24 protein-coding genes and 3 pseudogenes are annotated in these 26,017 nt (G+C 61.9%); 10 read left to right on the top strand and 17 right to left on the bottom strand.

What is annotated here, in order from left to right:
- Window positions 1-112: 112 nt before the first annotated feature.
- The 10 genes from IEV82_RS18450 to sauS form a co-directional block, all read right to left on the bottom strand.
- Window positions 113-505, bottom strand: a complete 393-nt coding sequence (locus IEV82_RS18450) for a DUF4149 domain-containing protein (RefSeq protein WP_188483543.1) — start codon at window positions 503-505, stop codon at window positions 113-115.
- The gene (ubiG, locus tag IEV82_RS18445; RefSeq protein ID WP_188483542.1) at window positions 502-1,218 is read right to left on the bottom strand and encodes a bifunctional 2-polyprenyl-6-hydroxyphenol methylase/3-demethylubiquinol 3-O-methyltransferase UbiG; all 717 of its coding nucleotides are present in this window, start codon (window positions 1,216-1,218) and stop codon (window positions 502-504) included. The genes IEV82_RS18450 and ubiG overlap by 4 nt, the downstream gene beginning before the upstream one ends.
- Window positions 1,190-2,029: an isoprenylcysteine carboxylmethyltransferase family protein gene (locus tag IEV82_RS18440; protein ID WP_188483541.1), complete on the bottom strand. Its 840-nt coding sequence runs from the start codon at window positions 2,027-2,029 to the stop codon at window positions 1,190-1,192. Before IEV82_RS18440 ends, ubiG begins: the two co-directional genes overlap by 29 nt.
- Window positions 2,026-2,949, bottom strand: a complete 924-nt coding sequence (locus tag IEV82_RS18435; protein ID WP_188483540.1) for an NAD(P)/FAD-dependent oxidoreductase — start codon at window positions 2,947-2,949, stop codon at window positions 2,026-2,028. Before IEV82_RS18435 ends, IEV82_RS18440 begins: the two co-directional genes overlap by 4 nt.
- Before the next feature lie 103 nt (window positions 2,950-3,052).
- Window positions 3,053-4,903, bottom strand: a complete 1,851-nt coding sequence (locus IEV82_RS18430) for a DUF4214 domain-containing protein (protein ID WP_188483539.1) — start codon at window positions 4,901-4,903, stop codon at window positions 3,053-3,055.
- A 444-nt stretch (window positions 4,904-5,347) separates the two neighbouring features.
- Window positions 5,348-6,844 (bottom strand): tripartite tricarboxylate transporter permease, encoded by a 1,497-nt coding sequence (locus IEV82_RS18425; protein WP_188483538.1) that lies wholly within the window; start codon window positions 6,842-6,844, stop codon window positions 5,348-5,350.
- A 15-nt stretch (window positions 6,845-6,859) separates the two neighbouring features.
- Entirely contained in the window at window positions 6,860-7,450 is a 591-nt protein-coding gene (locus IEV82_RS18420) for a tripartite tricarboxylate transporter TctB family protein (RefSeq protein WP_188483537.1), read from the bottom strand.
- Between the two features lie 13 nt (window positions 7,451-7,463).
- Window positions 7,464-8,417: a Bug family tripartite tricarboxylate transporter substrate binding protein gene (locus tag IEV82_RS18415; protein ID WP_188483536.1), complete on the bottom strand. Its 954-nt coding sequence runs from the start codon at window positions 8,415-8,417 to the stop codon at window positions 7,464-7,466.
- Between the two features lie 42 nt (window positions 8,418-8,459).
- A complete protein-coding gene (locus tag IEV82_RS18410; RefSeq protein WP_188483535.1) occupies window positions 8,460-10,046 on the bottom strand; it encodes an AMP-binding protein in 1,587 nt (528 codons plus the stop codon).
- Window positions 10,043-11,452, bottom strand: coding sequence for an acylating sulfoacetaldehyde dehydrogenase (sauS, locus tag IEV82_RS18405; protein WP_188483534.1), 1,410 nt, complete (start codon window positions 11,450-11,452; stop codon window positions 10,043-10,045). Before sauS ends, IEV82_RS18410 begins: the two co-directional genes overlap by 4 nt.
- 94 nt (window positions 11,453-11,546) lie before the next feature.
- On the opposite strand from sauS, the gene IEV82_RS18400 reads away from it, so the two are divergent.
- Window positions 11,547-12,578 (top strand): LacI family DNA-binding transcriptional regulator, encoded by a 1,032-nt coding sequence (locus IEV82_RS18400; protein WP_188483533.1) that lies wholly within the window; start codon window positions 11,547-11,549, stop codon window positions 12,576-12,578.
- Here IEV82_RS18400 and IEV82_RS24060 read toward each other — a convergent pair.
- Window positions 12,544-12,765: an allophanate hydrolase-related protein gene (locus IEV82_RS24060; RefSeq protein WP_373285249.1), complete on the bottom strand. Its 222-nt coding sequence runs from the start codon at window positions 12,763-12,765 to the stop codon at window positions 12,544-12,546. The genes IEV82_RS18400 and IEV82_RS24060 overlap by 35 nt on opposite strands.
- A gap of 170 nt (window positions 12,766-12,935) precedes the next feature.
- Here IEV82_RS24060 and IEV82_RS18395 point away from each other — a divergent pair, with 170 nt between their 5' ends.
- Entirely contained in the window at window positions 12,936-14,114 is a 1,179-nt protein-coding gene (locus tag IEV82_RS18395; protein ID WP_188483532.1) for a cation:proton antiporter, read from the top strand.
- A gap of 33 nt (window positions 14,115-14,147) precedes the next feature.
- Here the strand turns inward: IEV82_RS18395 and IEV82_RS18390 are convergent, their stop codons facing one another.
- A complete protein-coding gene (locus IEV82_RS18390) occupies window positions 14,148-15,326 on the bottom strand; it encodes a cytochrome c3 family protein (protein WP_188483531.1) in 1,179 nt (392 codons plus the stop codon).
- Window positions 15,327-15,526: 200 nt separating this feature from the next.
- On the opposite strand from IEV82_RS18390, the gene IEV82_RS18385 reads away from it, so the two are divergent.
- From IEV82_RS18385 to IEV82_RS18350, 8 genes are all read left to right on the top strand, one after another.
- Window positions 15,527-16,714, top strand: a complete 1,188-nt coding sequence (locus tag IEV82_RS18385) for a Na(+)-translocating NADH-quinone reductase subunit A (RefSeq protein ID WP_229747918.1) — start codon at window positions 15,527-15,529, stop codon at window positions 16,712-16,714.
- Complete coding sequence (locus IEV82_RS18380; protein WP_188483529.1) at window positions 16,711-17,493, top strand: RnfABCDGE type electron transport complex subunit D; 783 nt, start codon at window positions 16,711-16,713, stop codon at window positions 17,491-17,493. The genes IEV82_RS18385 and IEV82_RS18380 overlap by 4 nt, the downstream gene beginning before the upstream one ends.
- Window positions 17,480-18,274 carry an FMN-binding protein gene (locus IEV82_RS18375; RefSeq protein WP_188483528.1) on the top strand — a complete coding sequence of 265 codons (795 nt, stop codon included), beginning with the start codon at window positions 17,480-17,482 and terminating at the stop codon, window positions 18,272-18,274. Before IEV82_RS18380 ends, IEV82_RS18375 begins: the two co-directional genes overlap by 14 nt.
- A gap of 3 nt (window positions 18,275-18,277) precedes the next feature.
- The gene (locus tag IEV82_RS18370) at window positions 18,278-18,943 is read left to right on the top strand and encodes an NADH:ubiquinone reductase (Na(+)-transporting) subunit D (RefSeq protein ID WP_188483527.1); all 666 of its coding nucleotides are present in this window, start codon (window positions 18,278-18,280) and stop codon (window positions 18,941-18,943) included.
- Window positions 18,940-19,554 (top strand): NADH:ubiquinone reductase (Na(+)-transporting) subunit E, encoded by a 615-nt coding sequence (nqrE, locus tag IEV82_RS18365; protein ID WP_188483526.1) that lies wholly within the window; start codon window positions 18,940-18,942, stop codon window positions 19,552-19,554. Before IEV82_RS18370 ends, nqrE begins: the two co-directional genes overlap by 4 nt.
- Window positions 19,551-20,774, top strand: a complete 1,224-nt coding sequence (gene nqrF / locus IEV82_RS18360) for an NADH:ubiquinone reductase (Na(+)-transporting) subunit F (RefSeq protein ID WP_188483525.1) — start codon at window positions 19,551-19,553, stop codon at window positions 20,772-20,774. Before nqrE ends, nqrF begins: the two co-directional genes overlap by 4 nt.
- Before the next feature lie 36 nt (window positions 20,775-20,810).
- Window positions 20,811-21,746: an FAD:protein FMN transferase gene (locus IEV82_RS18355; RefSeq protein WP_229747917.1), complete on the top strand. Its 936-nt coding sequence runs from the start codon at window positions 20,811-20,813 to the stop codon at window positions 21,744-21,746.
- Window positions 21,747-21,935: 189 nt separating this feature from the next.
- Complete coding sequence (locus tag IEV82_RS18350; RefSeq protein WP_188483523.1) at window positions 21,936-22,328, top strand: CBS domain-containing protein; 393 nt, start codon at window positions 21,936-21,938, stop codon at window positions 22,326-22,328.
- Between the two features lie 25 nt (window positions 22,329-22,353).
- Here IEV82_RS18350 and IEV82_RS18345 read toward each other — a convergent pair.
- From IEV82_RS18345 to IEV82_RS23980, 5 genes and pseudogenes are all read right to left on the bottom strand, one after another.
- Window positions 22,354-22,755 (bottom strand): annotated as a pseudogene (locus tag IEV82_RS18345) (transposase); the annotation flags it as partial.
- A 61-nt stretch (window positions 22,756-22,816) separates the two neighbouring features.
- Entirely contained in the window at window positions 22,817-23,428 is a 612-nt protein-coding gene (locus IEV82_RS18340; RefSeq protein ID WP_188483522.1) for a hypothetical protein, read from the bottom strand.
- Window positions 23,429-23,680: 252 nt separating this feature from the next.
- Window positions 23,681-23,788: pseudogene (locus IEV82_RS23750) on the bottom strand (IS5 family transposase); the annotation flags it as partial.
- Window positions 23,789-23,791: 3 nt separating this feature from the next.
- Window positions 23,792-23,926: pseudogene (locus tag IEV82_RS23745) on the bottom strand (IS5 family transposase); the annotation flags it as partial.
- Between the two features lie 80 nt (window positions 23,927-24,006).
- Window positions 24,007-25,932 (bottom strand): OmpA family protein, encoded by a 1,926-nt coding sequence (locus tag IEV82_RS23980; RefSeq protein WP_308420459.1) that lies wholly within the window; start codon window positions 25,930-25,932, stop codon window positions 24,007-24,009.
- Between the last annotated feature and the right edge of the window lie 85 nt (window positions 25,933-26,017).

Here is a 26,017-nt window from a genome sequence, read left to right as displayed (position 1 = left end):
TGCGTGATGGGGAACTGAAGTGCCTATCGCCGGTGTGCCCAAGATGACGGGCACGGCAAGCTCACGCGGCTGCGCGGCGATAAGGGTCACATGGGGCCTAATTCGCGCCAAGTCAACCGATAAAGCGGTGCAGCACGTAAGCGGCGGCGACGATGTGGATCAGGGTGATCACCACCGAGAGCGCGTGCAGCATGCCGAAGCGACGCTTGTCACCCGCATCCGTCGCGGCGTTGATCGCGGGCATCAGGATTTGCCTTGTCGGGATCGTGGAGAGCGCGATGGTCGCCATGATCGCAGCAGAGATCGGGTCGGCGGGTGCGAGGAACGCCGCCGACAGCCCTGCCCCCGCGATGACGAAGAGGTAGAAATGCGGAAAAGCGCGGCGGATCGTCGGGCCTGCGGTCTCGGCAGGCAGGGCCGTGAACAGGAACGCCGCGAAGCCGAAGGAATAAAGCACCATGCCGCCGAACAGCAGCGCGGTTGTCAGCAAGGCCAATGTCGTCATGTTGCCTCCGGTTTCCGGGCGGTGCCCATGTAGATGATCATCGTGCCGGGCACGCGCCCGAAGGTAAAATCGCCCCGGCCATTGATCCCGCGCGGGCCAAGGCCGACCATCTTGCCCACGGTGAAGCCTGCGTTTTCAAGCTCTGCCCGCAGTTCCGAGGGCTTGATGAACAGCGCCGGATCATGCGTGCCCTTGGGCAGCAGCTTCAGCACGTCCTCTGCCATGGTGATCGTGGCGAGCCGCGCAATGGGGTTGCGGTTGATCGTGTCGAAGAGGAACAGCCCACCGGGGCGCAGGACGCGGGAGACCTCTGCAATGACCTGCGGCAGGCTTTGCACATGCTCCAGCACGTCGACACAGACCACGGCGTCAAAGCTGGCATCGGCGTAAGGCAGCGCCTCGCCGACACCCACGTCATATCGGATCTCACGGCCCGTCAGGTCGGCATGGGCACTTGCCGCCGCGATGGCGTCCTTCGCGGGGTCAATGCCGGTGACACGCGCGCCCCGGTCATCCAGCGCCTCGGCCATGAATCCCCCGGCGCAGCCCAGATCGAGCACATCCTTGCCCTGCCAGTCGACATGCGTGTCGAACCAGCCCAGCCGCCCCGGCACCATGTTCTTGAGCGTGCGGACCCAGCGGATGTCGTCGGACCACCATTGCGCCGCGACGTGGTCGTAAATCTCAAGATTGTTCCGCAGGGTCTGCGCCATCCTTACGCTCCTTCGATGTGAGTTTCGGCAGGACATAGGGCACCGTTTCGCGATAGCGATCAAACGCGGCACCGTAGCGCGCCTCGAAGCGCTTCTCTTTCAGTCGCGGGGCCAGCAGGCAATAGGCGGTGTAGCTGACCGCCAGCGCCAGTTGATCCGGCGTCCAGACCGGCACCGCCCACAGCGTGAGCGCGAAGGCCACGTAGATCGGCTGGCGGATGTGGCGGAAAAGACCTCGCGTCGGCATGTCGGGAAAGACCGGTTTGATCCTGCCCAGAAGCGACATCCAGCCCAGCGCGCCCGATTGCACCTCTGCGCCCGCGTCAAAACTGGCCTTGATCAGCAAAGCCCATGTGGCGGCGTAGAGCGTGCACAATGCGGCGAACGCGCCACCTTCGGCCCGGTACCAGACGATACCGCTTGGCGTCCAGAGCAGGAACAGCGCCGCCAGTTGCAGCGAGGCGATGATGGCGTAGGTGGTGGTCGACAGCGTGCCGCCATGCGGGCCGGGGATCAGGCGGGCCGTGATCTTCATGCCGCGCTTCGACAGCAGGAAGGAATGCACCAGCGGGAATTGCAGGATCAGCGCCGCGTTGGTCAGTACCGCCCAGGGCCACGGGACGAACCCGAAGCTTTCGCTCAGGCCAAAGAACATGGCGACCATCATCGACAGGACCGCAATCGCAAAGATCAGGTGGCAGAGCACCCCCATCAGCAGCGCCAGCGCAATCCTGCCCTTGCCGGGAGGAGGGTTTATAGCAGCGCGGATCAGGGTGATCAGGCGTTGAATGCGGGGATCGTCGAACGTCATGCAGCGCTCAGGATATCGTCGGCAATGGCGGTGCCGCTCTGCCAGGCGTGTTCGACACGCGGGCCAAGGCACCAGTCGCCGCCCGCATAGAGCGTTTTGTCGGCCGACGTGACAAAGGGCTGGCCCAACGGCGTGTCCACCAGCGCATAGCGCCAGCGATGGGCCGCGGCATAGGCCACTTCGGTCGCGTCAAGCCCGTGATGCGTCAGGAAGAGGTCAAGCATCCGTGCCGCGATCTCGTCCTTCGACAGTTCCAGATGAGCGATGCTCCAATCGGTGCTGGCCTGAGCGACCCAGCAGTTCTGCGTCGGGCGCCCGGGCTTCGCGCTGTCATGCGCGATCCACGCCAGCGCGTCAGTCGGATTGGTTTGGGTCACGGGGACATCCAGCGCGGTGTGCAGCGCGACCATCAACGTCAGGCTGGGGGCGTAAGTCACGGCGCCCAGCGGGTCGGTCAGGGCATGACCCGCCAGCTTGGCTGCCTGCGGCGCAGGCGCGGTGCAGATCACCCGGTCAAACGTGCCAAGCGCTTCGTTTGCCGTAAGATCCCAGCCTTCGGTGGTCTGCGTCAGGGCGGTGATTTCAGTACCCTGTCGCAAGTCGAGCCCTTGGGCGACGTATTTGGCGAGCGCAGTCATGCCGGGTGAGCCGACAACACGGGTCTTGCCTTCGCCAGTGTCCCATTCCGCAACATGGCCCGCAGCCTTGGCGTCATCCATCAGCGCGCGAAACCCGTCGCTGTCGCAGGGGATCACCTGCGCACCGTGGTCGAACTGAAACCCGCCGTCGGCCCGGCGCGTGGCCATGCGCCCGCCAATACCGCGCCCCTTGTCGAACACGGTCGGAGCCAGCCCCGCCTTGGTCAGCCGTGCGGCACAGGCCAGACCGGCCATGCCGGAACCGATGATCGCGATCTTCATGATGCCCTGCCCTGCTTTGGAATTCTTGATCTCGAGGGCGTTAGTTAAAACGAACAGCGCGCCCGTCGAGGGGCGCGCTGTCGCAAGGCATTCGGGTCGCGGCTCAGACGCCGTAGGGGTCCGGCACGATGCCGACGAGCTGGATCAGGAAATCGCCGCCATTGGCGGCAAGCGCATCGGAATATGCCGCGTCGGCAGCCAACAAGGCCTCTGCGATCGACCCCTGGTCATCACGCTGGAACAGCTGCATGACGGCATCGGCGTCGTTCACGTCCGACAGGCCTCGGATGACCGCAAAATAGGTGCCGATATCCGTCTTTTCCGACAGGTATGCGCGGTCGCCCTGCTGCAAGGCAATGTCCTCGGCCGAAGACCCTTCAGGCAGATCGACCTTGGCGCCGCGGAGGGCCTGCAGAATGAACTCATCCCGCGTCACAAAACCATCGTCGAGAGCACCTGCCCAGAATTCAAGGCCGCCCTGATCCGGGGTGCGGCCCAACACATTTCCGTAGACCTGCGTGACGAATTCAATCGTGCTGAGCGTGTCAGGATAGGTGTCGCGGGTTTCGTCCTGATCAAGAAACAGGGTCGCGATCTCTTCCAGCGAGAATCCGTTGGCAAAGGCCGATCCCCAGAAGTTGAGACCCTCGGCATCGGGCGCGCGGTTGAAATAGGCGATGTAGAGTTCGACGAAGGTCTCGATCTCCTCTGCGCTCAGCGACGCGATACCCACCTGGTTGGCGAGGTTGAAATCGGTCGCGTCGCCGAAGGACAGGAACTCGATCCCGCTGAGCGCGTCCGTGCCATCCGCACCCGAGCGGTCGATCAGCGTCACGCCGTCGCGTTCGATCTGCAGGGTATAGCGCCCCTGTGGCCCGGAATAGACAGCCGTATCGGCGCCGTCACCACCGAACAGGGCATCGTCCTCGGCACCACCGGTAAAGCGGTCATCGCCGCCAAAGCCGAACAGGATGTCCTGTCCCAATCCGCCGTCGAATACGTTGGCCAGATCGTTGAGGTAGAACCAGTCGCCTTCATCGGACCCGGTCACGTCGCCTTCAAGATTGACGACAAAGGTCGGGTCCGAGTTGCGCGACCCGAGGATCAGCTGGCTCAGCGCGCTCGCGGCAACGGGCAGAACGGATGTGACCGCCTGAACAACCGCCTCGAACTCGGCCAATGCCAGTGCTTCGAACGCCGACAGGTCCACGTCATCCGAATTGGTCAATGTCGTGCCAAAGCCCTGCAGCACCTCGAAGGCATTGGCCGAGGCAACCTGCGCCGCGGCTGCCGCGTTGGCCAGCTCCAGCGAGCTGACGCCGCTGCCGGACAGCTCGTTGAGCAATGCGGTCTGCGAGTTGAAATAGCTCAGGATCGCCTGGCCGGCTGCCTCGCCTACGAGAGTCCACAGCTCGAAAAGCGACCCGCCAGAGAGCGCCGCACCTGGCACGAACCAGCTTCCGGTATCCGGGTCGATGGTAAAGGTGGGCGACGTGAAAAGACCGCCGAAATCGGTCCACAGCAGTTCGCCCAGACGCGCTTCGGCCTCGGCAAAGGCCATCTCGAAATCGTCCTCGAGCGTGCCGCCATCGCCGTCCAGCCCCTGCACGTTGATCAGCAATGTCTCCCGCGGCACGCCGGACAGGGCGGTGCGGGCCTCATCGAAGGCTGCTGTCAGAAAGCTGAAATCACCTGCCGCCCAGTCCTGAAAGAACATGCGGGTTTCCGCGTCAAGAGTGTCAAGAAACTGCGGATTGCTCAACAGCGCCGCGATATTGGGCTGAGCTGCCGCCAAAGCAGCCTCAGCGACAGCAAGAAGGTCGAGATATTCGCCAACCGTCAGGTTGAATACGTCGGCTTCGGTTGCCGGCAAGTCACCGAAATCAGCAAACCCGGCCAACGGCCCCAGAGATGCAAGCGTGTCGAGAAGGCTTTGTTCAAATTCGTTTTCCATAAACTTTTTAAAGTCCTCAGAATATTACGGTCCGCTGATCCATCCAAGAATCCGGTATCGTGTCAATTGAGTCGGTGATCGGGCTGTCGAAAAACCGACATGCAGGTCAAGCGGCCCGAAGCCGCGCATGCAGGAGGTGCCTTGGGTGACGTCGCGCCAAAGGGGTCGCACCGGGTCAGTATTCTTGGGAAACTGGGGGAGGCTCAGTCAGTCACTTGATGAAAATGATGTATTCAAAGTGTATTAAAAGCAAAACATTGCAAGGTTCTTGGCAAGTGAAAGGTGTAGCAAAAATGTCCACCGACAATCTGTTGCACAGGGCAGAGCACCTTTCCGGTTACAACAATTTCCACATGCCCTTGCAACAGTCGGGATCATACAGTCCAAAAGATCACGACCGCCCGTCAAATCCGATCATTGACGCGTATGGCCAACATACCTGACTTAGCTCCTCCGACGTAAAAACAGGGTCTTCAAGCCGGGAGCCAACGACCACAGAATGAACACCAAAGCCAGGCATAGTATTGTCGCGCTGATCGGGCGGGTGAAAAACACGGTCCAATCCTGCCGTGAGTTCGCAAGCGATGTCAGAAAATAGCGCTCCGCCAGCGGCCCGAGGATGACGCCAAGAACCAGGGGTGCTGATGGAAAGCCGACACGCTTCATGCCCCAGCCGAGCACACCGAAGGCAAGGCAGACATAGACATCGAAGATGTTGTTCCGAACGCCGTAGGCCCCGATCACACTCAGAACGATTATGAAAGCGGCGAGGATGGCGGGCGGTGTTCGCATCAGGGTCGAGAACATCTGCGCAACCCCAATTCCGGCACCGATCATGAGCACGTTGGCGATGATCATGGCGGCAAAGATCGTGTAGACCATCGACGGATCCATGATGAACAAGAGCGGTCCGGGATTGACGCCTTGCAGCATCATCGCGGCCAGCATGATGGCGGTGGCAGCGCTGCCCGGAATACCGAGCGTCAGAAGCGGAACCATTGCCGCGCCGGTCGTGGCGTTCTTTGCAGCTTCCGGTGCCGCCAGTCCCTCTTCGATCCCCGTGCCGAACTTATCCCCGCGCTTGGAGACCTGCTTTTCAATACCATAGGCGATCACCGCGCCCGGTGTTGCGCCTGCCCCCGGGATCAAGCCAATCATGCAGCCGATCCCGGTGCCGCGCAGAATGGCGCCCTTGACGTACAGGATGTCCTTCAGGCGGGCGCCCACCGCCTTGCCATCCGCTTTCTTTGGTCGCAGATCCCGATTGGTGGCCAGAAGATCGACAACTTCCCCGATGGCAAAAAGACCGATCATCACGACGACGAAGCGGATGCCGCTTTCCATTTCGGGGATACCGAAGCTGAATCGGGCCTGACCGTAGAGCGGGTCAACGCCGACGGTCCCGACAACAATACCGAGAAGCAGCGACACCATCGTGATCACTGGCTGATCCTTGGCGATGGCGATGACGCTGACAAGCCCCAGCACGGTTGCTGCAAAGAATTCAGGCTGTGAGAATTTCAGCGCGAAACTGGCAAAGGGCGCTGACAGGAAGGCCAGCATCAGCGCGCTGACCAGCCCGCCTGTGGCCGAGGCGGTTACGGCGATCGTCAGCGCCCGCTTCGCCTCGCCCCGCTTTGTCATCGGATAGCCATCCCATGTGGCTGGCAAAGATGCTGGGGTTCCCGGCACATTGATCAGGATAGCCGAGATCGAGCCACCAAAGACGCCGCCGACATAGATGCCACCAAGGAACAGCATCGACTGCGTCGGTTCCATCACATACGTGAACGGCAAGGCCATCGCCATCGCGTTGACGAAAGAGATGCCCGGCAATGCGCCTGCCACGACCCCGATCAGCAGTCCTGTCACGATGGTCAGGAACGCCCATAATTCGAAGGCGGCGAGGAACCCTCCACCCAATAGCTCCAAAGCCGACATCGTCCTGCCTTCCTGCTAGTAAATCCCGACTGCCCGAAGCAACCAGATGCTGAATTCGCCGAATATCCCCACGCCCCTGGGAAGCGGCATCAGCGCGAGGCCCATGAACAGCCACAAAAGAGCAATCGTGCCGATCACCGAAACAGGCAACACGACACTGATCTTCCGCAAACCACCGAAGACGCACCATGTCGCGATGAAGACGGCGGTCGAAATGGCGAAGCCAAGGACCGACAGAAGCCACCCGTAGAGGACGATCATCACCAATCCGACCAGAGCCTTGCCAAAATGGTAATGGCCATCTTCCTTGGGAATGCGAAGCAAGGGAGTGCGCCCCGCCCTCCCCAGCACCCAGATGTCCTGGGCGATCCAAAGTGCTGAAAAGATGGCCAGCGCCAGCAACATCGCACGGGGCCAGGCTGCGGGGCCAAGACCGATCTCGGTGGGTTTCTGATCGGTCTCGAACATGTATCCAGGCAGGATCAGGGCCATCAGGAACACCCCGACAGGCAATGCCATCAGCAGAAGCCGGATCATGCCGGGGGTAAGGCCACCCCCGGCAGTGCTGTTTCGGCTGGTCTGATCCCGGACGGGTGACGGTGCCAATGCCCCCTCCAGATCAGTTCGCGAGTTGCGCAGCAATCAGATCGCGGAAGTCGCTGACCATGGCCTGCGCCGCATCGCCGGTTACAGGCGTGATGCAGGTATAGGTCTTGGCACAAAACGCCTTCCATTCATCCGATGCCGTGGCTGTCGCGACCGCCGCTTCAAGTTTGGCCACGATCTCATCCGACGTACCGGCAGCAACGGCGATACTCCGGTAATTGTCGAGGCCGGAGATGTCGATTCCGAGTTCAGCCGAGGTCGGCACATCTGGAAACTCCGAATGGCGTTCCTTCGCGAACACCACGACCGGGGCCAATTGACCGGCAGCGATGAATTGCGCAACGTCGCCCGGCTCTTCATAAATTGCGCTGGTGTGGCCGCCGATCGGCGAGGCATAGCGTTCTGCAGGGGCTTGGAAGGGCACGTTTTCCATCTGAATTCCGGCATTGGACAGAAGCTTCAGTGTCACGTCGTCCTGCGTGCCATATCCCGACGTCGCTACGGTGATTGCGCCGGGATTGGCCTTGGCGAAGTCGAACAGCGCTTCGGCAGTCTGATGCGGCCCGCTGGTGGGCACGAACAGGAATGAGGGCGAGCTTTGGACGACCGAAATCACGCGGAAATCCTCGGGCTTGTTGTCACCCAGCCCCGAAGCCCAGGAGGCGACGGTCAGTGAAATCAGCGTGCCGATCGTATAGCCATCAGCCGGGTTGGTCCGAAGTTGGGTCAGGCCGGCATTGCCCGACGCACCCCCGACATTCGAAACCGGGATTGCCACGCCCAGCGACTCTTCCATCAGTTGGGCCATTGTGCGGCCCATCAGATCAGCCCCGCCGCCGGGTCCGAAGGTCACGATCAGTTCAACCGGACGATTGGGGTAGTCCTGCGCTGCCGCCGAACCCGCAAAGGCCATGGTCCCCAAGAGCGCGGTTGCGCAGAGGGTTACTTTTCCGATAATTGACTTCATTCTTTCCTCCCATTTGTAGACATTGCCCGGGGCCTCGATGTCTTAGTCCCGAGTTGCTTCGACAGTATTTTGGTTCTTTTTGTGCTTGGGCTCATGTCGCTCTGGCTGAGTTGTCAATTCGGCCAGCCTGAGCCTTTGGATCTTGCCTGATGGCCCCTTCGGCAGTTCGCCCATGACATGGACCATGTCGGGGCATTTGAACTTGCCGACTTTCTGCTCGCAAAGCAGGATCAGATCGCCGCGGCTCACGGTTGCGCCGTCTCGCAATTTGACGGCCGCTTCCACCCGCTCGCCATAGATTTTGCAGGGCCGCGCAAATGCTGCGGCCTCGACAACGTCCGGATGGGAATAGAGCGCCTCGTCCACCTCGCGCGGAGCGATATTCTCGCCGCCCTTGATGATCAGTTCCTTCAGGCGGCCGGTCACGAAAACGTAGCCGTCAGCGTCCATCCTGCCGAGGTCTCCGGTCCGGAGCCAGCCATCCTCGGTAAGAGCTTCTTTAGTCACCTCGGCATTCTTGTAGTAACCGAGCATGACATTCGGGCCCCGCACAGCAATCTCGCCTTCGGTTTCGGGCGGTAGTGGCACCAGATCAGGCGACAGGATCGCGACCTCATTGCCGTAGGCCTTTCCGGGTGAACCGATCTTGCGCGACCCCGGCGGCATTGGATTTGACAGGATCTGCGCCGCAGTTTCGGTCAGACCCATCGTCTCGACAATGGGAATTCCAAACCTCGTTTCGAAGGCGGATTGGGTTTCGACAGCCAGCGCCGAGGATGCGGAACGCCCGAACCGGATGCGCGCCTTGGTCGCCGCGTCCGGATCGGCATCGCCATGAAGCAGATGCGAAATGATGGTCGGAACGACCGAGAACCAGGTGATCTCATGATCGGCACATGTCGTCCAGAAACGGCTGGCCGAAAACCTGTCGCAGACGACGACCGATCCCCCCGCGACAAGCGGTGCCATGATCGTCACGCAAAGACCGTTGATGTGGTAGATCGGCAGGACACAGAGCGCACGGTCCCGATCCGTGAGCTCGTGTGCCAGCGCTGTTGTCCAGCCCCCGGCGAGCAGGCTGGCATGGCTGTGCAATACGCCTTTCGGACGCCCTGTCGTGCCGGACGTGTACATCAACAATGCCTGGTCGTCGGAGTGAAGTTCATCGAGCGGCGCAGTCGGTGTCCCCTCGGGCCACCGGATGTCGTGCCCGACAACGACTTTCCGGGCGGCCACGTCATGGGCGCCTTTCGCGGCCAGGAGCAGATCAAGCTGCGCTTCGCCTACGAGAACCACCAGCGCATCGGAATGTGACAATGCATATCCGATTGCTTCGGTGCCAGCGACGAGGTTGATGACTGCCGCTCGGAACCCCCCATAAAGAACACCAAACAATGACAGGACACCCTGAGGACCGTTGGGCAGCATGAGTGCCACGCTGTCCCCCTTTGAAAGTCCCATACCACTCAGCCGTGCGGCAATCTCAGCCGCCTGGTCACGCAGCGCGGACCATGTCAGCGGTGCCGCGCTCGGGAACAGGTGGCTGACGCTATCCCCGTCAAGGTCTGCACGCAGATCGAGCCAGCTGCGGACGGTTCCCATCGGTGGCGTTGCGGAAACCTCGGTCATTTTCCGACCTCTGCCCAATATCCGGCAAAGATATCATCCAGTGACGGCTCGCGCGACGGAATCGGTCGAATGATCTTGGTCCGCTGCATGAAATGCCGCCAGTGAAGGTTGTCGTCGATCGAATTGCCGCCCCAACTGCCGCACCCCATCGACAGCGAGAAGGGCATTCCGTTGTCGAATGCGCCGCCAGTGGCGAAGCAATGGGCCTGATTGACGATCACCCGGCAGGTCGGCATGTGGCGCCCAAGCGTGACCGGCCTCTCGGCATCTGTCGTATGCAGGCCGAGCGAATGGCCAGCGCCCTGATAGGTCAGCACCTGTCTGGTGATCTCGACCGCGTCATCGTAGTCCCGCGCTCGGTACAATGCGAGAACACGGCTGAGTTTTTCACCCGACAGGGGATGATCCGGCCCGATCCCGTCGGTCTCGACCGCAATGAAACGCGTGCCTTCGGGAACGGTGCCTGCAAGCCCCAGCTTGTCGATCAGCACATCGGCGTCCTTCGCGATCACTTCGCGGTTCAGATGCCCCTCGGGCCAAAGCTTGGCGATGATCCCGGCGGCCCGGGACTGCGGCACCGTCGCGCCACCTTCCGCAGCCATGACTTTCAGGAAGTCGTCGTAGATTGCGTCGACCACGACCAGCGCGTTTTCTGACGAACAGGAGGTCGCATTGTCAAAGGTCTTCGATGCGGCGATCTTTTTTGCAGCCGCTGAAAGATCAGCGGTTTCATCCACGATCACGGTGACATTGCCAGCTCCGACACCGACGGCCGGAGTTCCGCTGGAATAGGCACGGCGCACGTTATCCTGACTGCCGGTGACGACCGCGAGGTCGGCGAGCTCCAGCAGCCTCTGGGTGTCGGCCTTGGTCCCGGGGGCCGGGATACTCTGCACCAGCCGCTTGTCTTCGCTGATCTTGTCGAATTCGGCATGGATGAAGCCCAGCAGCATCTCGCAGCAGGCGACCCCCTTGGGGGATGGCGAAAGGATGATCGCATTGCCGCATTTCAACGCATTGATGATCTTGTTTGCGGGTGTGGCTGCTGGGTTTGTCGACGGTACGACGGCACCGATGACACCAAGCGGACGAGCGATCTCGGTGATTCCAGTCGACGGATCGTCCGACAAGATGCCAAAGGTCCGCGCCTCGGCGATGTCGCGCATCAAGCCAAGGGTCTTGCGGTGGTTCTTCGTGATCTTGTCGGCGATGTTTCCAAGGCCCGTCGAACGTACGGCCAGTTCAGCCAAAAGCCGGTTGCGCTCGGGCTCCATGATCGCCCAGGCCGCAGCATGGGCCGCCCGGTCATAGCGCGCCTGACTGCCCCCGGCTTCGAACTCTGCCTGTGCGACCCGTGCCTGCGCCACGAGAGCGTCCACCTGATTTTCCATGCCCTGGGCAGCCATTCAAACCCCTGTCGTCAATCTGAAAATCGACGGTAGGTAATGAAAATAGTATTGCAAATGTTTTCATAAAAGTGCGACGCTTGAACGATAACCTATGAAAAAACAGTCATATAAGGTTGATATCGTCACGGTGGCCAATGCTGCCGGCGTATCCGCGGCCACCGTTTCGCGGGCAATGAATCATCCCGATCTGGTGAACCCGTCCACCCGCAAGAGGATCGAGGAGGCCATTCGCAAGACGGGTTACATCCGAAACCGTGCCGCCCAGACAATGCATGGACGGCGCAGTTCCACGCTTGGTCTGGTTGTGCCGACCGTCAACTACTCGATCTTTGCAGAACTGGTGCAATCCTTCAACGACACCGTCGCGGAACAGGGGTTTACGCTCCTGCTGGCAACGCATGGCTACGACCTGAAAGTCGAGTATCGGGTGCTTAGAAAGCTGCTGGAACACCGCGTTGACGGCGTCGCGCTCATTGGCCTCGATCACAGCGACGATACCTACCGGCTATTGGCATCACAGGACGTGCCCGTGGTCGCGGTCTGGAACTATTCCGAGACATCTCGGATTTCCTGCATCGGATCGGACAATCGTGAAGCCGGACGCATCGCGGCTGAACACATCCTGTCTCTCGGCCATAGCCGGATTGGTTTCATCTTCCCTCCAACCGACGAAAACGATCGTGCCCGTGGCCGTCTGGAGGCGGCGATGTCCACGGTGAAGAAATCGGGCGCAGAGATACCGGAGGCGTGGAGTGTGCAATCGCTTTACAACATCACGCAGGCGAAGGCGGTGTCGAGGGTTCTCTTCAATCAATGCCATCCCATTACCGCACTGATCTGCGGAAATGACATCATCGCGCAGGGCGCTGTTGCCGCTGCGTTGGAACTGGGGATCAGAATTCCTCAGGATCTTTCAATCATTGGCATCGGCGATTTCGCCGGTTCGGCCGACATGTTTCCAGCCTTGTCTACGGTCAGAATCCCAGCCTATGAAATTGGTTCGCAAGCGGGCCGACATCTGATCAATTGTGTTGCAGATTTTGATCCGCACGACATCGTCAGAGGCAAGATCGAGGTAGTCCTCAACCCTAGGGCGACAACGGCACGGCAGCGAGGTGACTGATCACCCAAGCAGCCGTAGAGCTACCCCGCCATTTGGCTGGCAAGTTGGCATAGGCGCTCCAGCTACCCAGTTCGGTGATGTCTCTCACCCCTTCTGTTGCGATAGCTTCGAACAAGAAACCCGAGACTTCGGTTTCATCGATGGGCTGCACGCATCCCAACCCGAGCGGGGCCAGGATCTGAAAGATGAAATCGCCAGCCCTGATGCGCAGCAGCCCGGTCGCTTTTGAACGAAAGATGGCCTAAACGACCACTTGGGGCGGCACAGAAGCGGGACAGGTCCAATGCATCATCTGGTTTCTGACCGCTATCTCGGTAGGGTGTCCAAAAGCACGATTTCACCAAAGGGAATGACAGCTTGGACCATGGTCTTCTGATAACTGCGCTGGGTGCCCTGTTTCTGGCAGGCTTGGCGGCCGATCAGTTCGGTCGTGCGACACGGCTGCCGCGTGTGACGGCGCTGTTGCTCCTCGGCTTGCTGTTTGGGCAATCCGGCTTCGGTATCCTTCCTGAAGCCTCGGCTGAATGGTTTGCGCCGCTTTCCTACATTGCGCTCACGATGGTCGCGTTCTTGATGGGCGGCGAATTGACCCGAGAGAATCTCACGCGTCATGGACGGGCGATCTTTGCGATTTCCCTTTGTGTCGTTGCCGGAACCACGGTTGTCGTCTGGGCCGGTTTGACACTGATGGGGGTAGAGCCGGGCCTTGCCCTGTTGCTTGGGGCAATCGCAACGGCAACGGCGCCCGCTGCCATCTCGGATGTCATCCATCAATCGGGCATCCGGAACGGATTTTCGGAAACCCTGACCGGCATCGTGGCCATCGACGATGTCTGGGGCCTTATCGTGTTCAGCCTCTGTCTCGCCATCGTGCACCCGTTCGATGGTTGGAGCGGACCTGTGCTGGCAGTCGGCTTCGATATCGGAGGTGCCGTTCTTCTTGGCCTCGCCATAGGAATGCCCGCGGCGTATCTCACCGGTCGTCTCAAGCCGGGCGAGCCGCTTCAGACCGAAGCCATCGGCGTGGTCTTCATCACCGCGGGTGTATCGATCTGGATGGAGGTGTCATTCCTGGTGGCCGGGATGACCGCCGGAACCATCATCGCCAATTTTGCAAAACACCATGAGCGCACCTTCAATGAAATCGAGCATATCGAATGGCCGTTCATGCTCCTATTCTTCCTGCTCGCCGGAGCGTCGCTCGAACTGGACGCTCTGTGGTCCCTGGGTTGGCTCACCGCGGCATATGTGGCTCTGAGAATCGTTTCGCGGTTGGTGGCAGGCGAGATCGGCGCGCGGCTGGGGCATGTCCCGGCCAGAGAGCGCCACGCCTACGGGCCCGCGCTTCTTCCGCAGGCGGGGGTCGCTGTCGGCATGGCGCTGGTCGCGGCGGAAGCGATCCCGCAATGGGCCGCGACGATCATGACACTCACCGTCGCTGCCACCGTGGTTTTCGAGATCATCGGCCCACCGGTCACCCTGATGGCTCTGCGTTACGTTGATGCCGATGTCCCCTCGGAGGACCGATCCGACTGAGGTCGGCGTGGCAAGACCCACGAGGTATCTGGTTTACCGCAACAGGTTCAACGCCTCGATATCGGTTCCGAGCGGACCGCCCAGATCCTCGATCGAGTCGTAAAGAAGTTCGAGCATGTAAGGCGGATTGTGCACGTAGTTGCCGGGATCGGCGGTGACCAGTTTCCAGTTATAGGCCGCACGCAGGCTGCGGGGGGTCCATGACGTGTAGGCGACGGCTTTTCCATCACTTTGGTCAACCACTCCGTCGCCATTCGCATCGGCAAAAAAGTAGGGGTAGCGCGTTCCATCATAGAGTATCGGCACCTCCGCTACGTCGGCGGCGTAGGCTTTGATCATCTCCAGAAGCGTTGCAGCATTCGCCTGGAGGTCGGACTTGATCCCTTTCGATGTATTGCCGCTGCCGTCATAGCTTTGCCGGGCGATGCGGATGCCTTCGGCAGAGTCCGCTTGGTGGCAGGTCAGGCACGGCTCGAACGCGACCTCGAGCGTGTGAGGTTCGTGGCAGGACACGCAGCTCGACACTGGCCGGGCATGGAAGAACCGACCGGAATAGTCCTTGCCGTCGTAATGATACCCCGACCCGCCATAGCCGCCGAGCCATGTCGCGGCGGCGGTGGCGTAATGCGGGTTGATGAAGCGCAGGTCGGCGTTGGGTTCATCAAGATCCATATCGCCCACGGCCTTGACCACGTTGCTGCCAGCGGTCCTGCCCTGGTGGCAGGTCATGCAGGACGCCTCGACCCCCTGAACCGGATGCATGAGGCCGCTTGGAAAGGCGATCTCTTCGATATCCGCAAGACCCGCATTGTGGCAGGTGCCGCAATCGACCACACCGCCGGTGTTGATCGGGCCATCGACCTTGCCTGCGGTTGTGCCATCAAGCCCGTGGAAGTCGCGGAAACCCTCGCCCGAATGGCAGGTGGCGCAGACAGCGGTGATTTCCTCTTCCTCGTCCCAGTGGCGGAACGCTTCGGCCGCCGCGTCGGCATGGGCCGAGCGAAACCAGTCGGTGATGGATTGGTCGTTCTTGATCTCGATATCGGCCGGATTGAAGGGGCCGGATTTGGGCAGTGCGAAGGGCACAATTGTCTCGGCCTCTTCGGAAACGGCTGGGTCGTTCTGGCCCGGCACGGACGGGGCGCCGATCAACAGGATCGCAAAAGATGCGGCGGCGAGAACGAACCAGGTGGGTCTGGGCTTGCGGGACATCGCGTCTACTCCGGTGTTTGTGCCAACGGGGAACCTTGTTCGAAGGCTAGCACGATTTTCCCTGTGCCGGATTGCGTCAGATCAAACGACATGAGGCTGTTTCATGATACCGATGCCGCATGTTCCAGGCTACGTCTCGCTCAGGTCTCAGACTTCCCTTCCCGTCGCCGCCGCGCACTGCGCATGGCATTGAGGACGAGATGACGGAGGAGGTCGGACTTTGCCCACCCCAAGGCACCGTGCCGCGCGTGTCGATCGAGGCGGAAGATGGCGCAGTGGTGGCGCAGGGCGCGCCGCTGGCCCGATTGCGCGATGCGCCGGATGTCTGTTTTGTGGCGCCGATGGCGTCCCGTGTTGCGCGGGTGTCGCTTTTGCAAGGACACAGGCTGTCCGAAATCGTGGTCTTCCAAGAGCCCGGCGGCGATGTGATCAGTCATGACACCTCCACGGCCGACACCGAAGCTGGCTTGCGGCGACTGATGCAACGCGCCGGACTTTGGCCTTGGCTCCGGCGGCGGCCATTCGGAGGGATGCCCGATGCCGATGAACGCCCGGCGGCCGTCGTGGTCATGGCAACAGACACCCGCCCTTTCGCACCCGATCCGCGCATTGCCCTCGATGGGCGCGAAGAAGCGTTCGGCCGTGGACTTCGCGCATTGAACTTGCTGACAGACGAAGCTCCGTTTCTGTGTCAACAGCCGGGCCCCGCCTTGATCGACAGCGCCGACAGGCAAAGGGCACATGTCGTGACGATCGGTGCGCGTCATCCGCAGGGTGCTGCGGGACTGCGCATTCACGCGCTCTGTCCGGCGGGAATCGACGCGCCTGTCTGGGACATCCATGCCGAAGACGTGGCAGCACTTGGCACGCTGCTCGAAACCGGGCAATTGCCGCTGACCCGGCTGGTCAGCGTTGGCGGATCGGCCTTGCGAGAAAGCCGCCTTGTGAGGACGCAAGCTGGCGCCGACCTGCGCGGCCTCACCTATCGCAGCGTTTTGCCCGGGGCGCACAGGCTCTTGTCCGGATCACCCCTAGACGGGCAAGCCGCGCATTGGCTGCAGCCGCGCGACAGGCAGGTCACGGCATTGCCACGAGAACCATCGCGCCCCACGCCGCATTGGCTGACTGCGGCGCTCACCCGCTCTGCAAGATCCAGGCCGGTGATCCCGAGCGCGGCGCTGGACCAAGCGTTTGGCGGTGCGTTGCCGGCGGCTGCATTTACCCGCGTGCTGAGCGCGGGTGATGATGAAACAGCGATGAAGATGGGGGTCCTGTGCCTGCTGGAAGAGGATTGTGCGCTGGCCGATTACGTCCTGGGGGACGACGGGCATCTGCGTGAGCTTCTGCGCGGCATGCTGGAGCGGATCAGGACGGAGTTCGCCGCATGACCAGAGGAATCTGGACCCGCGAGACGGTGGTGGTGCTGCTGCTGGTGGCCTATCTGCCGCTGGCCCTGTTCTGGGTGTGGTTCGGCGACATTCAGGAATTGCAGCGCTTGGCGCTGGCGCTGTTGGTCCTCGCGATCTGGCAGCTTGTCTTTCTGCTGGCCCGTGCGCAGCCGGTCTCGCTCTCGGCGGTGATCACGGCGCTGGCCATCGCGATGCTGACACCCGAAGGACTGGGGGCGTTCCGGCTCATCCTCGGCATCAGCTTTGGCGCGGTGATGGGAGAGCTGGTCTTCGGCGGCTGGGGACGCAACGTGGTCAATCCGGCGACGGTGGCGCTTTCCTTTCTGGGATTCGGCTTTCCCGGGTTCACCTGGCCCGAGATCCTGTTGCCGGTCGCGTGGGCCGCGATCCCGGCGGCAGCGATCGGCCTTATGACCGGGGTGATGCCAGCCGGTGTCTTGCTGAGTGCGGCACTGGGTGCAACGATCGCGGTGGCGATCGGTGTGCTGCCCGGTTTCGTCCTGCCCGCGGCGGGTGTCGTTCTGGTCCTGCTGGTGGCCGATCCTGTCACCAGCGCAACGACACGGTTGGGCCGTTGGCTGAATGGGCTGCTCTTTCTGGCGCTGGTGATCCTCTTTGCAAATGCCTGGCACGGGGCCGCGCCGGTGCAATTCGCGGTGGCCGCGGCTCTTCTCACTTCGCTTGCCGCGCCGGTCCTCGATGAGGTGGCGCTTGCGCTCTGGTATGCCCAAAGATGGAGGCGACATGGCCGACACTGAGCGCAATCCCTGGCGACGATTCCTTGCGCTGCCGAACGAAAGCCGGACCAAGACGCTTGTCATGGCGTTCATCGTGGCGGCGGTCTGCGCCCTGCTGGTCAGCAGCGCGACCGTGCTGCTGCGGCCGATCCAGTCCGCCAACCGCGCCGCCGAGGAACAGGCCCGGATCGAGGCTCTGGTGCGCGGCATTCCCGGCATGGCCGATCTTCTGGAGCAATCGGGCGGCACCTTGTCGACGGTGGTGGTCGACCTTGACGACGGGCGCGCGGCGCAGGACGTGACCATCGACACGCTTGACGCCGCTTTGGCCGACACCGCGAACTGGACCGCGCTCGAGGCCGGGGACGACATCGCCGGGCTGGGCCAGCGACCGGATTACGCACAAATCTTCCTGCTGCGCCGGGACGACGCCATTTCCCTGGTGCTGCTTCCGATGACCGGTCAGGGTTATGGCGGGCGGATCGATGCGATCCTGGCTGTCGAGGGCGACATGAACACTGTTACCGGGATCGCCATCACCAGCCATTCCGAAACGCCCGGCCTGGGCGGGCGGATCGAGGATCGCTCCTGGCAATCCAGCTTCCCGGGGACCGAGTTACATGATGACGCGGGCGATCTGCGCTTCAGCGTGGCGCGGGGCGAAGCATCGACCGCCTACCAGGTCGACGGCATTACAGGCGCCACGCGCACCACGCGGGGCATCTCGAACATGGTGCGCTTCTGGCTCGGCCCCGACGGTTACGGCCCGCTGATCCGCGCCATTCGGCGGGGGGAGTTCTGATCGATGGCCACCCGTTCCGACCTCTGGACCACCCTGACCGAACCGTTGATCCGGCAGAACCCGGTGACGTTGCAAATCCTCGGGATTTGTTCGGCGCTGGCGGTGACCACATCGCTGGCCACGGCGCTGACCATGTCGGTGTCGCTGACCGTGGTGCTCACATTGTCGGCGGTGATCATAAGCCTGATCCGCCGTCACATTCCCGATACCATCCGACTGATCGTGCAGATCGTCATCGTCGCCTCGCTGGTGATCGTGATCGATCAGGTGCTGCAAGCCTTCTTTGCCGAAATCAGCCGCGCGCTGTCGATCTATGTCAGCCTGATCACCACCAATTGCCTCGTGCTCGGCCGCACCGAGGCCTATGCGCGGCATCATGCGCCGGTCCCGGCAGCGGTGGACGCTTTCGGCAATGGGCTGGGGTATTCGCTGATCCTTCTCGTCATCGGCGGAATGCGTGAACTTTTCGGCCGAGGGCAGCTTTTCGGCTGGCAAGCTCTGCCTCTGGCGGATGCGGGCGGCTGGTTCACGCCGCTCAGCCTGATGCTGCTGGCCCCATCGGCCTTCTTCCTGCTGGGTGGCCTTGTCTGGGCGATCCGGGCAATGCTGCCGGAACAGGCCGAAGCGCCCGAGCACGAGCCCCCCGCAGATGTGAGGGCTGCGGAATGACAGACCTCTGGGCCCTCTTCCTGTCTGCCGCATTTGTGGACAACATGCCGCTGACGCTGTTCCTCGGGCTGTGCACATTTCTTGCGCTCTCAAAACGTCCCGAAAGCGCCATAGGCCTTGGAATTGCCATGACAGGCGTCCTCGGCGTGACGGTGCCGCTCAACTGGCTGATCTATCAGGGCGTGCTGGCCCCCGGCGCTTGGGCTTGGGCCGGGCTGCCGGAACTGGACCTGTCCTATCTCGCGCTCATCGCCTTCATCGGTGTGATCGCAGCGACGGTGCAGGTGCTCGAAATGCTGCTGGATCGCTTCTTCCCTGCGATCCACTCCGCCTTCGGGGTCTTCCTGCCGCTTCTGACGGTGCAATGCGCGATCCTCGCGGGCAGCCTCTTCATGGTCGACCGGGCGTATACTTTGGCGGAGTCGGCGGTGTTCGGGCTTGGCAGCGGGCTGGGCTTTGCCGTCGCGGTCGTGATGCTGGGCGCATTGCGGACCCGGCTGGCCTATGCGGACCTGCCAGCGGGGCTGCGCGGGCTGGGCATTGCCTTTGTCCTGACAGGTCTCATGTCGCTGGGATTTGCGTCATTTGCCCAGATGGCAGTGTCGCAATGACGGAGATCGCTGTCGGTTCCTTGGTGATCGTATCTCTGATGCTCGGGTTGGCGATCGGGCTGGTGGTCCTTCGGCAGCGCCTGATCCCGGCAGAGGCGCTCGACATTTCGCTGAACGGCAGGCGCCATATTCCGGCGCAACGTGGCGACAAGCTGCTCGATGCGCTGCACAATGCGGCCATACCCATCCCGGCGGCCTGTGGCGGCAAGGGCACCTGCGGGCTATGCCGGGTCACCGTGACGGGCGACGGCGCGGGCGCGGCGCAAGCGACCGAACGTGGCGTGCTGTCGCCGAAAGAGCGGCGCGACCACGTGCGACTTGCCTGCCAGACCAGCTTGCGCGGCGATTGCGCCGTCGAGGTGCCCGAAGGGATCCTAAGCGCGGGGGGCGGTTTTGCCTGCACGGTCGTCTCGACGAGGATGCTGGCGCCCCTCATCCGCGAGATCGTGCTTGACGTGCCAGCGGATCGGCCAACCGCCTTTCATGCCGGCGACTTCATGCAGATCACCGCGCCACCCTACAGCCTCGATTTCGCAACGCTCGACCTTCCGGAAGCCTTCCGCGAAGATTGGCAGATCGCCGGCTGGCGCGACATGCATGTCGCTTCCGACACGGACGTGACGCGCGCTTATTCGCTGGCGAGCCGACCCGAAGACGCAGGCACCGTGGTGTTCAACATCCGCCTGGCCGTGCCGCCCGCCGGACGCGAGGGCGATGTGCCGCCGGGCATCGTGTCGTCCTGGCTGTTCACGCTCGAACCCGGCGATATGGTTACGGTTTCGGGCCCGTTTGGCGAGTTCCACGTCCAGCCCACCGACCGCGAGATGGTTTACATCGGTGGCGGCGTCGGCATGGCTCCGCTGCGCGCGATGATCCATCAGGAGCTGGGACGCGGCACGCCCCGCCGCATCCGCTACTTCTATGGTGCACGCACAGCGGCCGACCTGTTCTATAGCGAGGAATTCGACACGCTGGCGCGCGACAATGCCAATTTCAGCTGGACGCCCGCACTGTCCGATCCCGCACCCGGTGACCGCTGGACCGGCCCGACCGGGTTCATCCACGAAATCCTTCACGCGGAATTGGCCGACCATCCCGCTCCCGAGGAGTGCGAATACTATCTCTGCGGACCTCCGGTGATGATTTCGGCTGTGCTGGCGACGTTGGAACGGTTGGGGGTGGAACCCGACGCCATCTTTTACGACGATTTTGGAGCCTGAGACATGCACGCAGCTTTCCATTCAAGACGCGCTTTTATGACCGGTTTGGGCGCAACCCTCGCCGCCCCGTCCCTGGTCCGTGCAGCGACATCCCAACATCTGTCAGGCGCGGCGTTCGGCACGCGATGGCACATCGCAGGGCCGGAGGGCAAAGCGCTTGGCCGGCTGCGCCCGGCGCTTGACGCGCTCTTCGCGGAGATCGACCAGGACATGTCGCCGTGGCGCCCGGACAGCGCCCTCAGCCGCTTCAACACGAGCCAGACAGGCATGCCCGCGAGTTTCGAGATGACCCGGGTTGCGCGATCGGCGCTGCATCTGGCCCGTGAAAGCGAAGGCGCGTTCGATCCTACGGTCGGACCACTCGTGGCGCGCTGGGGATTTGGGCCGATCGAACAGGGCGCGGCTCCGGATTGGCGGAAACTGTCGGTTGGTCAAGGACGGCTGGCCAAGAGCCAGGCTGATCTGACCCTCGACCTTTGTGGCATCGCCAAGGGCCGCGCGCTCGACCGCGCATGGGAACTCGCGCGCGATCACGGCCTGGCAAACCTGCTTCTCGATCTCGGAGGTGAATTGCGCGCGCTTGGCCCACATCCTGAAGGGCGCGACTGGCATGTGGCGGTAGAGCCTCCGGCGCCGGGCCATCCCGTTCCGGCGATCCTGCACTTGCCCGAGGGCATGGCGGTTGCAACCTCGGGCCTTGGCGCGCAAAGTTACGTGCTGAACGGGCGCGCTTGGGGCCATATCATGAACCCCGCAAACGCACAGCCCGTCGATGGTAAACTACGTTCGGTCACGGTGCTGGCCGACGACGCCATGACCGCCGACGGGTGGGCCACTGCCCTCTTCGCCGCAGGGGATGCCTCGGGGCCCGCGCTTGCGCGGAAGCATGACATCGCAGCGCTCTTCGTGTTTGTAGACGCACAGGCGCTGCGCCAGTTGCGCACCGGCGGCATCGGCGCGGTGCTGTCATGAGAAAGGTGATCCGATGTTCGAAGTGATCCTTGCCGTCGCCATCGTGACGCTGGCCGTCGGCGGCCTGGGGCTGGGACTCGTCCTCGGTCGTGGTCCGGTGCTTACGACTTGCAGCGCTGCGGCCAACCGCCCCGAGGGACGCTGCGCGGATTGTCCCCTTCGCCGACGCGTCGGGGACGGAGGTCGGCGATGACTACGAAACGCGTCGCATCAGTCATGCGCACAGAGATCCTGATTCTGAGGGCAGACACACCGATCCGCCGTGCCGCCGCCTTGCTGGTCGAGGCACGCGCGGCAGCCGCACCCGTCCTCGGAGAAGACGACCAGCTTGCCGGATTTCTCACCCAGAAGGACTGTTTCCGTTCGGCACTGCACGCAAGCTACTATCGCGAATGGAAGGGCAACGTGGGAGATCAGATGAGCCGCGAGGTCATAACCGTGCTGCCCGAGGATGACTTGATCCACGTGGCCGGGATGTTTCTGTCGCATCCTCACCGCGTTTTCCCGGTCTGCGATGCGGGTCGGGTCAAGGGACTTGTTCACCGCTCCGACATCCTCGCGGAACTGATCCGTCTGGGATAACACTCGCCTTTTGAGCGAGAACGCCAAGCCGACGCGTCTCCAGCAGGTGGCGAAAGTTCAGGATCGCGTCCTTCGGGCTTACGCGGCGCCACTGGCGCCACGGTCCCTTCGGACCGTCCGGGATGCAGTCGTCGCCAAGTTCGATGCCCGCGAACTTGCGCATTGCATCACTGTCATAGAGCATTTCCTCGGCCATCGGATCGCTCAGCGCATACCACTTCTGAAGGAAATACACCCGCAGCATCGTTTCCAGCGGAATGGGCGGTCGTCCACCCTTTGGTCCAGCCTTCGGGTAGTGCAGCGCAATCAGCGTCAACAACCGCGCCCACGGCACAACCACGTCCATCTCGGCGAGGAATTTCTCCCGCCGTGTCTGCTTTTTCTTCATCGCGTGGCGGAGACCGGGAAAGGCGGGCTGCTTGGGCATCGGCGAGGCTCCATTGCCCTCTCCGACAGTCTATCTCAAACCGCTCAGCACGCGCGGTTTTTCAGACGTTGCTCGACATGCTTAACAGGGTGTCCTTCTGGGCGGCGGCTATAGAATTTAGTTTATTTGTTAGACTGAGCATGATATCGTCAAGCACGAACATATCGACGCCTTTGGGATACTCATCCAGCATCGGTGCGACCAATCCCATAAGTTTTGGCCCTTCTAACTCGGCACGAAGTCCAATAGTCAAAATATCAGATACGCGTCCAAAAGACCTGCCTGGTAAAAGGCCAACCCCGCCGGATGCTACACCTGCCAAGCCTTCCACAAAATCGTTACTTGCATGCTGGCGGGAAAAGCTATGGCTGCCTGTCGCAATGGCTGACGACATTCCAACTGCCACTTTCCCAACACCACAAAGCGCACCCTTAACTCCACCAACATTACTGAGCCCGTCGAGAGCAACGCAGAAGATAGCAGCGCCCTTCTCAAACTTGGTCCGCCTCACCATTTGTCCGTAAACTTCAACTTCTTTGTTCCAGTCCCGACTTAATTCAGCAAGACTTATGCCTGTTGAAACAAGTCCAGCGCCCTGCGCAAGTCGCGCACCAAAAAGCCTTGACCTCTCGGCAAAACTACTAGTCATCTGCGGTCTTGCTGAAGCAATCACTCGCAGAAATCCTTTACTTACAACCAACACTGCATCACCCCCGTTCTGTGGATGTCAAAGCAGCCCCAGTCAAAAATGTTTAATCACTCAAATATACACAAGGCAAGGCATCAACTGAAGCGACTTGATTAAACGGTGGAGCAGAACAGGTGCCATATGAATAACTGCGGCCTTGGCCTCATGAACAAATACTTGCGTTAAGGAACGTCTGATCTGCTACATCGGCTGCGCCGATTTTGGGCAGAGTCCGCCTCATGCAATCAGCTTTCGTCGGACGACGAACAGGTTGCCAAGAGCGAACAGCGTGAACAGCGTGAACAGCTGCGCGCGGTTTTTCGCAAGGCCCCGATAGCGGGTCTTGAGATAGTGCAGCGCAACCAGCGTCAACAACCGCGCCCACGGCACAACCACCTCCATCTCGGCGAGGAATTTCTCCCACCGTGTCTGCTTCTTTTTCATCGCGTGGCGGAGACCGGGAAAGGCGGGCTGCTTAGGCATCGGCGAGGCTCCATTCTCGTCCCCGACAGTCTATCTCAAACCGCTCAGCACGCGAGGTTTTTCAGACGTTCCTCGCTTTCTCAGTTTGCGGCTATCTCGCGCAGCAGCGGCGTGATCCGGCGCACGGTTGCGCGGCGATTGCGTTCTTCTGCGGCTTCCGTCTGCACCTTGAGGAACGATTCCCCGTAGCCCTGAACGATCAGGTTTTCCGGCGGGATGCGGAACGCCTCGGTCAGGGCAAGAGCGACCGATTCCGCACGCCGATCCGACAGGGCAAGGTTGTAGCTTTCACTTCCCGCCGCGTCGGTATGACCCTCGATCAGGAACACCTCACGCGGATTCTCAAGCAGCAATTCCTCGATCAGGCTGCCCAGCCGCACGAGGCTACGCGCCTGCACTGCCGGGATCGCGGCAGACCCGGAGGCGAAGGTCACCGTATCCAGATCAATCGCCGGAACGAGGCTGCGCACCTGCTCGATCTCGCGGATCTGGCGCAGGCTGAACGTCCGGTCCGGATCAAAGGCCATGTCGGCACGCAATGCCGCCCGCAAGGCGGCCAGATCGTTTTCAGCAACTGACAGGCTCCGTGGCACCGGGCGCGTGGCTTGCAACTGGCGCACATCGACTGCCGCCGAAGCTTGCAGATCATCGAACAGCTCATAGCGCGTACCATCGGGATAGATCGCTTCGCGACGCAGCACCCGGCCGCGCGCATCGCGGATCGTCACAACCTGGGATCCGTCCTCACGGGTGAGCGTGGTGCTCGTGGACCCATCGGCGAAGGTTTCGGTGCGCATCATGGCGCCCGGCTGGCGAAGCAGCGCATCGTCATCCTTGTAGACAGTAAACCCGTCCGGGCTTTCGACGACAACGCGGTCGCCCGTGTTCTCTACAACCCGGTCACCATTGCGAAGCACCGATCCGACGACGACCGCTCCAAGCCCCAGCAGGAGGGCTTTTTCCAGATTGCTCATCCCGCTGCTCTCGTTTCCAGAGGAGGCACTGGATTCTTCACTGCCAATGGCGGTCGCGAAGTCCTGCTCGCTGCTCCGGACTGACTGCGCGTCGAGTGTTTCTTCCACTACCGCCTCTGGTTCGGATGCTGTCTCGGCCATGGGTGCGGCTGGCACCTCGTCATCTTCGACCACGGTCGGGTCGACCAAAGCCGTCGTATCTGCGGCATCGATCTCTGCAGCGCCCGTCTCCGCTTCGGTTTCCGTCTGTTCTTCGGCCGCTATGGCTTCGGGGTCAGCCGTTTCGGCTTCTTCGGCCACCTGTGCCTCTGTCTCAGCCTCCGCCTTCGCGACATCCTCAGCCACCTGCGCTTCTTCAGCGGCCTGCGCTTCGGCTTCTGCCGCTTCTGCTTGCTCGGCAGCCTGCGCCTCTGTTTCCACCGCAGCGGCCTCATCAGCCGATGCAGCATCCTGGGCAGCCTGCGCTTCTGCTTCTGCCACTGCGGCGTCTTCATCGGCCTGCGCTTCTGCTTCTGCCGCTGCAGCTTCGTCAACAGCCTGCGCTTCAGCCTCGGCCGCAGCTGCGTCAGCCGCTTGGGCCTCCGCCTCCGCCGCCATCTGAGCAGCCTCTGCTTCAGCTGCCTCGGCTTCGGCACGCAAGGCCTCTACCTGGGCTTCGACTTCGGCTGCCGCCAAGGCCGCGCGTTCAGCCTCCGCTTGAGCCTGTGCTTGATCCGCTTCAGCTGCGTCCGCAGCTTCCTGTTCCAGACGCGCAGCTTCTTCTTTGGCCGCCGCGGCGTCCTCTTCGATCAGTCTTGCAGCTTCCTGCGCTTCTTCAGCCAGTCGCGCGGCTTGCGCAGCGACGAAATCTGCGCGCTCCATCGGAGTCGAGCCTTGTTCCGGCTCACCTTCGGGACAGGGGGGTTCACTTTCGTCAAGACACAGCAACTCGACCTCTTGCGCTGCGGCGCTGGTGACAAGCGCGGTGTGTGGCAGAAGCAGAGACAGGCTGGCAAAAAGTGCCGTCGTGGTCTTTAACGGAGCGAGAGACATCATTCTTCCTTTGTTTCAGGGTCGACTTTGTGAGCGATCCAACCGGGGTCGAGGAACCGGCCAAAACGAAGACGCGTTTGCTTTG

The sequence above is a fragment of the Marivita lacus genome, from assembly GCF_014637725.1.
Lineage (GTDB): Bacteria > Pseudomonadota > Alphaproteobacteria > Rhodobacterales > Rhodobacteraceae > Marivita > Marivita lacus.
Note: the sequence above shows the minus strand (reverse complement) of the source record. Positions and strands in the feature narration are given on the sequence as shown.

Bases quoted from the DNA above. Each gene is read 5' to 3' on its own strand.
- IEV82_RS18450 (WP_188483543.1), bottom strand. From the start codon at position 505: ATGACGACATTGGCCTTGCTGACAACCGCGCTGCTGTTCGGCGGCATG.
- ubiG (WP_188483542.1), bottom strand. From the start codon at position 1,218: ATGGCGCAGACCCTGCGGAACAATCTTGAGATTTACGACCACGTCGCG.
- IEV82_RS18440 (WP_188483541.1), bottom strand. From the start codon at position 2,029: ATGACGTTCGACGATCCCCGCATTCAACGCCTGATCACCCTGATCCGC.
- IEV82_RS18435 (WP_188483540.1), bottom strand. From the start codon at position 2,949: ATGAAGATCGCGATCATCGGTTCCGGCATGGCCGGTCTGGCCTGTGCC.
- IEV82_RS18430 (WP_188483539.1), bottom strand. From the start codon at position 4,903: ATGGAAAACGAATTTGAACAAAGCCTTCTCGACACGCTTGCATCTCTG.
- IEV82_RS18425 (WP_188483538.1), bottom strand. From the start codon at position 6,844: ATGTCGGCTTTGGAGCTATTGGGTGGAGGGTTCCTCGCCGCCTTCGAA.
- IEV82_RS18415 (WP_188483536.1), bottom strand. From the start codon at position 8,417: ATGAAGTCAATTATCGGAAAAGTAACCCTCTGCGCAACCGCGCTCTTG.
- IEV82_RS18410 (WP_188483535.1), bottom strand. From the start codon at position 10,046: ATGACCGAGGTTTCCGCAACGCCACCGATGGGAACCGTCCGCAGCTGG.
- sauS (WP_188483534.1), bottom strand. From the start codon at position 11,452: ATGGCTGCCCAGGGCATGGAAAATCAGGTGGACGCTCTCGTGGCGCAG.
- IEV82_RS18400 (WP_188483533.1), top strand. From the start codon at position 11,547: ATGAAAAAACAGTCATATAAGGTTGATATCGTCACGGTGGCCAATGCT.
- IEV82_RS18390 (WP_188483531.1), bottom strand. From the start codon at position 15,326: ATGTCCCGCAAGCCCAGACCCACCTGGTTCGTTCTCGCCGCCGCATCT.
- IEV82_RS18385 (WP_229747918.1), top strand. From the start codon at position 15,527: ATGACGGAGGAGGTCGGACTTTGCCCACCCCAAGGCACCGTGCCGCGC.
- IEV82_RS18380 (WP_188483529.1), top strand. From the start codon at position 16,711: ATGACCAGAGGAATCTGGACCCGCGAGACGGTGGTGGTGCTGCTGCTG.
- IEV82_RS18375 (WP_188483528.1), top strand. From the start codon at position 17,480: ATGGCCGACACTGAGCGCAATCCCTGGCGACGATTCCTTGCGCTGCCG.
- IEV82_RS18370 (WP_188483527.1), top strand. From the start codon at position 18,278: ATGGCCACCCGTTCCGACCTCTGGACCACCCTGACCGAACCGTTGATC.
- nqrE (WP_188483526.1), top strand. From the start codon at position 18,940: ATGACAGACCTCTGGGCCCTCTTCCTGTCTGCCGCATTTGTGGACAAC.
- nqrF (WP_188483525.1), top strand. From the start codon at position 19,551: ATGACGGAGATCGCTGTCGGTTCCTTGGTGATCGTATCTCTGATGCTC.
- IEV82_RS18355 (WP_229747917.1), top strand. From the start codon at position 20,811: ATGACCGGTTTGGGCGCAACCCTCGCCGCCCCGTCCCTGGTCCGTGCA.
- IEV82_RS18350 (WP_188483523.1), top strand. From the start codon at position 21,936: ATGACTACGAAACGCGTCGCATCAGTCATGCGCACAGAGATCCTGATT.
- IEV82_RS23980 (WP_308420459.1), bottom strand. From the start codon at position 25,932: ATGTCTCTCGCTCCGTTAAAGACCACGACGGCACTTTTTGCCAGCCTG.